Origin of the sequence: Burkholderia sp. Cy-637 (assembly GCF_011753175.1) — a bacterium.
GTDB lineage: Bacteria > Pseudomonadota > Gammaproteobacteria > Burkholderiales > Burkholderiaceae > Burkholderia > Burkholderia gladioli.
In genome coordinates this window covers 1-8,610 of record NZ_VWWC01000234.1, presented here as the reverse complement: position 1 = coordinate 8,610, position 8,610 = coordinate 1, and the positions used below count along the sequence as shown (strand labels likewise).

The 8,610-nt window shown below is 72.2% G+C and carries 6 protein-coding genes, 1 pseudogene and 1 riboswitch; all 7 genes and pseudogenes read right to left on the bottom strand.

From position 1 onward, the window contains the following. Positions 1–177: 177 nt before the first annotated feature. The gene (locus F3J10_RS32765; protein ID WP_167234338.1) at positions 178–1,491 is read right to left on the bottom strand and encodes a voltage-gated chloride channel family protein; all 1,314 of its coding nucleotides are present in this window, start codon (positions 1,489–1,491) and stop codon (positions 178–180) included. Between the two features lie 82 nt (positions 1,492–1,573). Then, positions 1,574–1,642: riboswitch (Fluoride riboswitch) on the bottom strand. A gap of 160 nt (positions 1,643–1,802) precedes the next feature. After that, positions 1,803–1,988, bottom strand: coding sequence for a CsbD family protein (locus F3J10_RS32760; RefSeq protein WP_013690973.1), 186 nt, complete (start codon positions 1,986–1,988; stop codon positions 1,803–1,805). A gap of 143 nt (positions 1,989–2,131) precedes the next feature. After that, the gene (locus tag F3J10_RS32755; RefSeq protein WP_166916621.1) at positions 2,132–3,781 is read right to left on the bottom strand and encodes a helix-turn-helix transcriptional regulator; all 1,650 of its coding nucleotides are present in this window, start codon (positions 3,779–3,781) and stop codon (positions 2,132–2,134) included. Positions 3,782–4,046: 265 nt separating this feature from the next. After that, positions 4,047–5,066: a chemotaxis response regulator protein-glutamate methylesterase gene (locus F3J10_RS32750; protein WP_036036855.1), complete on the bottom strand. Its 1,020-nt coding sequence runs from the start codon at positions 5,064–5,066 to the stop codon at positions 4,047–4,049. Then, positions 5,063–7,603 carry a hybrid sensor histidine kinase/response regulator gene (locus F3J10_RS32745; protein ID WP_167243824.1) on the bottom strand — a complete coding sequence of 847 codons (2,541 nt, stop codon included), beginning with the start codon at positions 7,601–7,603 and terminating at the stop codon, positions 5,063–5,065. Before F3J10_RS32745 ends, F3J10_RS32750 begins: the two co-directional genes overlap by 4 nt. After that, positions 7,600–8,304 carry a chemotaxis protein CheW gene (locus tag F3J10_RS32740; RefSeq protein ID WP_167234889.1) on the bottom strand — a complete coding sequence of 235 codons (705 nt, stop codon included), beginning with the start codon at positions 8,302–8,304 and terminating at the stop codon, positions 7,600–7,602. The genes F3J10_RS32745 and F3J10_RS32740 overlap by 4 nt, the downstream gene beginning before the upstream one ends. Then, positions 8,288–8,610, bottom strand: a pseudogene (locus F3J10_RS32735) (MCP methyltransferase); the annotation flags it as partial. The gene F3J10_RS32740 and the pseudogene F3J10_RS32735, both read right to left, overlap by 17 nt.

Here is an 8,610-nt window from a genome sequence, read left to right as displayed (position 1 = left end):
CGGCACGCGGCCGGGCCGGGGTCGCGCCGGCTGACGCCTCGAAGGCGCCGGCGGCAGCCGCAGGTCCGGCTCCGGCGTCGATGCGCTCGCGCCGGCTGCCTCGCGCGAACTTCGCCGTCGGTGCCGCCGGTGCCGATTTACCCTGCAGTCCTCAGCATCGAACGGCATGGCCCCGCCTCAGGCCGGCTCACGCTCGCTCTCCCGCTTGGGCTCCGCCGCCGGCCGCCGCAGCGCCGCGTCGGCGAGCCGCCCGCCCGCGCTGAGCCAGGGATGCTTGGCATGGCCGATGCGCTGCGCGCGATAGATGCCGGTGTGCCCCGAGAACAGGTAGGCGATCACGCAGGCCAGCGCGGCGAACATCCCGATCGGCGCGCCGAACAGCTCGATCGCCATGATCGTCGAGGCGATCGGCGTATTGGCCGCGCCCGCGAACACCGCGACGAAACCGAGCGCCGCCAGCACCGGCAAGGGCAGCGCGAGCAGGTGCGAGAGCGCGTTGCCGAGCGTCGCGCCGATGTAGAACAGCGGCGTCACCTCGCCGCCCTTGAAGCCGGCCGCGAGCGTGAGCACCGTGAAGCCGAACTTGCCGGCGAAGTCGTAGACCGGCAAGGGTCCGCGAAAGGCCGCCTCGATGGTGGGAATGCCGAGCCCGAGATATTGCGGCACGGCCAGCACGCTGCCGGCCAGCGCCACCAGCGCGCCGCCTGCCATCGGCCGCAGCGGCCCGTAGGGAATCCAGCGCTTGAAGCGCGCGCCGAGCGCGTGCGTGGCATCGGCGAACAGCATGCCCACCACGCCGAAGGCGATACCCGCGACGATCGCCGAGCCGGCCGTGGCCAGGCCCATCGGCGGCACGTAGGGCACCGGGTAGACGGGATGGTGGATGCCCCACAGCCGGCACACCAGGTCGGCGACGATCGCCGCCGCCACGCAGGGAAACAGCGCGTCGTAGCGCAGGCGGCCGATCGCCAGCACCTCCAGCCCGAACACCGCGCCCGCCAGCGGCGTGCCGAACACCGAGGAAAAACCCGCGGCGATGCCGGCCATCAGCAGGATGCGCCGCGTCTCGGCATCGACGCGCAGGATTCGCGCGACGCGATCGGCCAGCGCCCCGCCCATCTGCACGGCGGTGCCCTCGCGCCCCGCCGAGCCGCCGAACAGGTGCGTGACCACGGTGGCGATCATCACCAGCGGCGCCATGCGGGTGGGCACCGCGCGCGCCGGATCGTGGATCTCGTCGATCAGCAGGTTGTTGCCGCCCTCCACCGAGCTGCCGATGCGCAGGTAGACCCAGCCCATGGCGAAACCGCCCAGCGGCAGCAGCCACAGCAGCCAGGGATGCGCCAGGCGCGTGCCGGTGGCGAGATCGAGCAGGTAGAGGAACAGGGCGGAAGCAGAGCCGGCCAGCGCGCCGACCAGGCTCGACAGCACGAGCCAGCGGCCGAGCGCGCGCAGCATCGCGACTTGCTCGACGGATTCGAAAGCTTTCATGGTTTCCAGATTCGACAGGACATCAAACCTGGGCGGCAGGACACCGCTTGTCGTCAAGACGGCCTACGACCTCCTGTACCCAGGATGCGTAGGCATCATCAGCCGGCTGACCGGCGGTTGTGTACGGAGGAATGCCATCTCCGGCGAGCACGGATTGTACGCGAAATGGACGCGAAAAAAATGCGGCGGCATCGAAATCGCCGCCGCAGCGGGCCGCCTTCGCTCGCGCGGATCATTCTTTCGGAATGCTTACCCGTTGCCGCCGGCGGCCCCGCCGCGCGGCATGCGCGGCGGGGCCGGGCGCTCGAACCTCAGTGCAGGTCCGAATGCTTGCGGATCGCGTCGGCGGTCTGGCCCGCCTTCTCCTGCAGCTTGCCCTGGGTCTTCTCGGCGACACCTTCCGCCTCGGTCTTGCGGTCGCCCGTCACCTTGCCGAGCGCCTCCTTCATCGAACCCTTCACCTGCTTGAGCTTGCCGTCAATACGATTCTTGTCCATGGTCGACTCCTTGAGGGATTCATCGGGACCGGCCGTGCGGGCCAGGGCCGCGCGCCGGGGAGTCACCATCTTCGCAAGGCGCCGCCGCCGCGAGCAGATGCAGATGGGCCAGCGCTTTTAGTGCATTCGCACCGGCCCGATGTTCAGCGCGAGGCCCGCCCGCGCGGCGTGCGCGCCGCGCCGGTGGCCTTGGCGGCGGATTTCGCGACCGGTTGCGCGGCCGGTTTCGCGGCCCGCTGCTGCACCGCGGCAGGCGCCTCGGCCGGGACCGGAGCCGGGGCCTCCGCCGCGCCGACGATACCCCGCTCGCGCGCCCACACGATCGCCTCGCCGCGGCTGTGCACATCGAGCTTGTTGTAGATGGTCGAGACGTGGTTGCGCACCGTGTTCGGCGCGAGCCCGAGCCGGTTGGCGATCTCCTTGTCGGGCAGGCCGTGGCAGAGCAGGTCGAACACGTCGCGCTCGCGCGCGGTCAGGTCGGCGAGTTGGGCGCCGGCATCGGGTGCCTTGTCGCGGCGCACGTTGGCCAGCTTCTCGATCAGGGTACGGCTGAACCAGGAGGCATCCTGCATCGCCGTCTCGATGGCCTGGATCAATTCCATCTCGGTGCGCTTGCGCTCGCTGATGTCGAGCAGCGCGAGCAGCAGGCAGTCCTGTCCGTGGATCGCCACCATGTCGGCCGACACCAGGCAGTCGCGCGGCTCGCCGTCGTGCCGGAGCACGCGCGCGTCGCGCATCCTCACCGCGCCCTCGCGGCCGATCGCGTCAACGATCTCGCGCTGCATGCCCGGCTCGGCCCACAAGCCGATCTCCTCGGCCGAGCGGCCCAGCACCTCGTGCTGCGCATGGCCGGTCATGGCGGCGAAGGCCTCGTTGCAGTCGAGGACCTCGCAGCCGCCGGCGGTCAGTATCGCCATCGCCACCGGCGCCATCCGGAACGCCTTGGCAAAGCGCTCCTCGCTCTGGCGCAGCGCGGTCTCGGCCAGCCGGCGCGGCTGCAGGTCGGTGAAAGTGAACAGCATGCAGGCGTGCTCGCCCATGTCGATCGGCTGGCCCGACACGATCACCGCGTGGTCGCCGCCGTCGGCGCGGCGCAGCAGCGCCTCCATCGGCGGGATCGACATGCCGTCGCCGAGCCGCTCGATCGCCAGCTCGCGCCGCTCGGCGCGATCGAACACGTCGAGCTCGTAGACCGAGCGGCCGATCACCGCCGCCTCGCTGGCCTGGCCGGTGATGTCGAGGAAACCCTGGTTGACCTTCACGTAGCGGAAGTCGTCGAGCCGGCAGATCGCAGCGGGCGCCGGGTTGGCGTTGAAGGTGCGCTCGAAGCGCTGCTCGGCGCTGGCCCAGTCGGTGGCGTCGTGCAGCACCAGCGCCAGGCAGTCGGGCTCGCCCGCCGCGTTGGTCAGCACCAGGCTGCGGATCCGGTGGACCCAGCGCAGCCGGTCGTCGGTGGCCGATTCGACCTCCACCGTCACGTCGCTGAACTGCTCGCCGCTGATCACGCGGTCGATCGGATACTGGCCCTGCCGGACCGGGTCGTGGTTGGTGTCGCGCAGCCGGAAGCGCTCGCGATACTCGGTGACGTCGGCGCCCAGCTCGGCCAGGCTGGCCGCGCCGTGCATGGCCAGCGCCGCCTCGTTGGCCCACACGATGCGCTGGTCGGGCTCGACCAGGATCACGCCCTCGGTCAGCCCGGCGATGATCTGGTGCAGTTGGCGGCGGTCGGTATGTGTCTTCAGCGCCTGCTCGTCGGGCGGCGCGGGCTGGAATTCGGCGGCGGGTCGGTTCATCGATGGCAGAAGCATGGCTGGCGCGGTCGGGTAAATCGGCAAGGATCGGCCGCGCCGGCACTGTAAAAATTGCACGCCCGGCGCGGCCCGGCCGCCGCGCGGGCTTGCGGGAACGTCCGGCAAGCCGCCGCGAGGCGGGCTGTCGCAAGGATCGAGCAAGTTTCGTGCAAGGCTGCCGCGAACACCATGCAGGCACCATGCAGGCACCGCGCGAGCGTCGCGCGCAAGCCGGGCAGGACGCCCGGCCGCCTCCCGCGAGCGGCGCTCAGCGCGAGCGCGCGAAGCGCTGCAACTGCAGGGTGACGCGCTCGGCGATCTGGTCGAGCGGCAGGATCGCCGTGGCCGCGTCGATCGCGGCGGCCGCCTTGGGCATGCCGTACACGGCGCTGGTGGCCGCGTCCTGGGCGATCGTGTAGAAGCCCTTGGCGCGCATCGCCTTCAGGCCGAGCGCGCCGTCGCGGCCCATGCCGGTCAGCAGCACGCCGAGCGCGTCGCCGCGCCAATGCTCGACCACGCTGTGGAAGAACACGTCGACCGAGGGCCGATACGGCGTTTCCTCGGGATGGCGCGTGTAGCCGAGCTGGCCGCGCGCGGTGAGATGGAGGTGATCGTTGGTGGCGGCCAGCAGCACCTCGCCGCGCTGCGGCGCCCCGCCCTGTTTGGCCACGCGCACCGGCAAGCGCGTGAAGCCGTCGAGCCATTCGGCCATGCCGATCGCGAAGGCCGCGTCGACATGCTGGACGATCACGATGGCGGCCGGGAAATCCTCGGGCAAGGGCTTGAGCAGGGCGGCCAGCGCGGTGGGCCCGCCCGCCGAGGCGCCGATCGCCACCAGCGGCGGCAGCGCCGTGGCGGGCGCCGCCGCCGGCTGCGCCGGCACCGGCCCGCGCGTGGCCAGCAGCCGGCCGATCTGGTCGATCTTGGCCAGCAGCGGCTGCGAGGCATCGGCCAGCATGCCCTGCGCGAGGGTCGGCGTATCCACCGCGTCGAGCGCGCCGGCGCCCATCGCCTCGTAGATGGTGGCCTTGTTGGCATCCACGCTGGCGGTCACGATCAGGATCGCGCAGGGCGAGCGGGCCATGATCTGGCGGGTCGCCTCGACGCCGTCGACGCGCGGCATGATCAGGTCCATCAGCACCAGGTCGGGCGGGTTGGCGACGCAGAAATCGACCGCCTGCTCGCCGTCGGCGGCCACCCACAGCACACGGTGCTCGGGCCGGTGCGACACCGCGCGGCGCAGCGCGGCCACCGCGAGCGGCAGGTCGTTGACGATGCCGATGTTCATGCGCTGGCCTCCCCGATCAGGTCGTGGACGGCGTCGAGCAGGGCCTCGTCGTGGAAGCTGCCCTTGGCCAGGTAGTAGTCGGCGCCGGCATCCAGGCCGCGCCGCCGGTCCTCGTCGCGATCCTTGTACGAGACGATCATCACCGGCACCGCCTTGAGCAGCGGATCGCCCTTGATCAGCGTGACCAGCTCGATGCCGTCCATGCGCGGCATGTCGATGTCGGTCACCACCAGGTCGAAGCGCTCGCCGCGGATCGCGTTCCAGCCGTCCATGCCGTCCACCGCGATGGTCACCGCGTAGCCGCGCTTCTCCAGCAGCTTGCGCTCGAGCTCGCGCACCGTCAACGAATCGTCGACCACCAGCACCTGCTTGCGGCGCTGCGCGAGCGCGCCGCCCGCGTCGCGACGGATCTTGGTGAGCTGGCCGCCGCGGATCAGCTTGTCGATCGAGCGCACCAGGTCCTCGACGTCGACGATCAGCACGGGATCGCCGTTCTCGAGCAGGGCGCCGGCGGCGATGTTGCGAATCTTCTGCAGGCGCGCGTCGAGCGGCTGCACCACCAGCATGCGCTCGCCGAGGAAGCGGTCGACCGCCACCCCGTAGGTTTCCGGCTCGGCGCCGATCACCACCACCGCCGTGCTGGGCCCCGCGCCGCCGGGCTCGCCGGCATCGAACAACTGGTGCGCGGTGACCAGGCCGACGCGGCGCTCGTCGAGCGAGAAGTGCTGCTGCCCCTCGAGCACGTCGATGCCGGCGCGATCGATCTCGAGCGCGCGCCGCACGTGCACCAGCGGGAACGCATAGGGCTCGCCGCCGACCTCGACCAGCAGGCTGCGGATCACCGACAGCGTGAGCGGCAGTTGCAGCACGAAGCGCATGCCCTGCCCCGGCTCGTTGAAGATCCGCACCGCGCCGCGCACGCGCTTGACCATCTCGTGCACGGCATCGAGCCCGACGCCGCGGCCCGACACGTCGGTGACCTGCTCGCGCATCGAGAACCCCGGCAGCAGCAGGAATTCCAGCACCTCGGCATCGGTCAGGCGAGCGGCCGTCTCGGCATCGGTCAGGCGCTGCCGCACGATCGCCGCGCGCACCGCCGAGAGGTCGGCGCCCGGCCCGTCGTCGGCCACGCTGATCAGCAGCGAGCCGGCGCTGTGGCGCGCCTCCAGCGTGATGCTCGCCTCGGGCGGCTTGCCGCGCGCCACGCGCAGCTCGGGCGCCTCGACGCCGTGGTCGAGCGCGTTGCGCAGCAGGTGGCCGAGCGGCGCGTCGAGCATGTCGAGCAGGTCGCGATCGACCTGGGTGGATTCGCCGACGATCGAGAAGCGCACCCGCTTGCCCAGCGAACGCGCCAGGTCGCGCACCACGCGCGGATAGGCGCGGGTGGCGTCGCCGAACGGCCGCATCCGGCATTGCAGCGCCTCGTCGTAGAGCTGCTCGGCGATATGGCTGCTGCGCCGCTCGAAGCGGTCGAGCTCGTCGATGCGGGCCGTGAACGCGCGCTGCAGGTCGTTCATCATCTGCCGCACCTCGTTGAGCGCGGCCTCGCGCCCGGGGTCGAGATCGTCGGCCAGGCTTTCGTAGAGCGTGTCGAGCGCGCGCGCCGCGTCGCGCTGCGTGCGCCGGATGCGCAGCATCGAATCGGCGAAGGGCTTGAGCCAGCGCGATTCGACCAGCGATTCGCCCGACAGGCTCAGCAGCCGGTTCAGGCTGTCGGCGCGCACGCGGCGCATCTGGCCGGCGTCGCCGGCGCTGTCGTGGCTGTCGCGCGCGGCCGGCTCGATGCTTGCGGGCGCAACGGCGCCGGCGGGGTTCGCGGCGTCGCCGCGCGCGGCGCCGGCCGATCCGCCGTCCTCGCCAGCATCGGCCGCCAGGGGCGGCGCCGCGGCGGGTTCGTCGAGCCGCAGTTGCGCGGCCAGCTCGGGCGGCACGGTCGATTCGAACCGCATGGCCGCCTCGTCGAGCCCGCGCGGCAGCGGCGCGAGCGACGGCTCCAGCGGCAGCCGGACGTCGTACTTGGCGAGCGCCTCGTCGGGCAGCGGCTCGGACAATCGCAACTGCGCGGCCAGCTCGTCGAGCGAGAGCGGCGCGGCCGGCGCCGGCGCCGACACGGCGGCGCGACCCGCCTCACCGCCCTCGCCTGCCTCGCCGGCATTCGCCAGCGCGACCGCGAAGGCGTCGATCTCGATCGGCGTCACGGAAGCGGCCGTGCCCGGGTCGCCGACGCGCACCAGCAGGTCCACGCCGGTCAGCAGCGCATCGATATGGCTGGCGCCGAGCACCTGCTCGCCGCGCTGCGCGGCGACGAAGCATTCCTCCATGCGCCCCGCGATCTCGACGCCCTGCGGCACGCCGACGATGCGCGCGGCGCCCTTGAGCGAATGCGCGGCGCGCATGCAGGCCTCGAACGCGGCGGCATCCTGGACGCCTTGCTCCAGCGCGAGCAGGTGCCGCGACAGCGCCTCGGTCTGGGTCTGGGTTTCCTCGCGGAACAGGTCGAGCAGCGACTGCCGGCTCAGGTCGTCGTCATGGCTCATCTGAGGCTCCGCAACAGCGAATCGAACAACCGGTCCTCGTCGAGCAGGCCGACCACGCGCTCGCGCCAGCCGAACACGCAGCGCGTATGCGTCACGCCGGCGCGCGCGACGGTGGCCGGCGGTGGCACGCGATCGGCAGCGGCGAAGCGCAGCACGCCCTCCACCTCGTCGACCGGGAACACCACCGGCTCGCCGCGATGGGCCACCACCAGCATGCGCGTGAAGGCCGCGCGCGGGCCCTCGGCGGCACGCCCGGCAGCAGCGTCGAGATCGAGCAGGCGGGCCAGCGAGACCGCGATGCGCAGCGTGCCGCGCACGTTGACCACGCCCAGCACGGCGCGGCTGCGCCGGTCGGGCAGCGAATGGATCGGCCGGTCGTCGACGATCTGCCGGACCGTCGAGGTCGGCAGCGCGAGCCATTCGTCGGCCACGCGAAACGCCAGCACCGACTGGCCCTCACCGTGCTCGCCGGCTGTCGCGGCGGCGGGCGAGGCCGCCACCCGCTGCGCGGCCTGCGCGAGATCCTCGCCCGACAGCGGCCGGTCCAGCAGGTGCGCCGCGTGGCGCGCGAACACTGGGCAGTTGAGGCAGCGCTGCACCTCGGCCAGCCGCTCGCAGGACTGGTCGCCGCGCACGCCGATGCGGTTCCAGCAATCGTCGATCGCGTCGATGTCGACCACGCCGTCAGCGACGTCGCGCATGATCGCGTCCTCCCGTGTCCTTGCCGACGGCCTGGGCCTCGGCGCGGCGCGCGCGCTCCTTCAGCCAGCGCGCGCCGTCGTGGTCGCCGGCGATGTCGAGCAGCGTCGCCAGGTGGGTCAGCGCCTCGCGGTGGGTGGGCGCCAGGTAGAGCGCCTTGCGGTAGTGCTCGGCGGCCACCGGCAGCCCCTGCGCGTCGGCGATCAGGCCGAGCAGGTAGTAGGCCTCGGCGCTCGGGCCCGCCGCGCTCATCGCCTCGAGCACGGCGCGCTCGGCGGCCGCGAAGTCGCCGGCATCGGCGCGGGCGC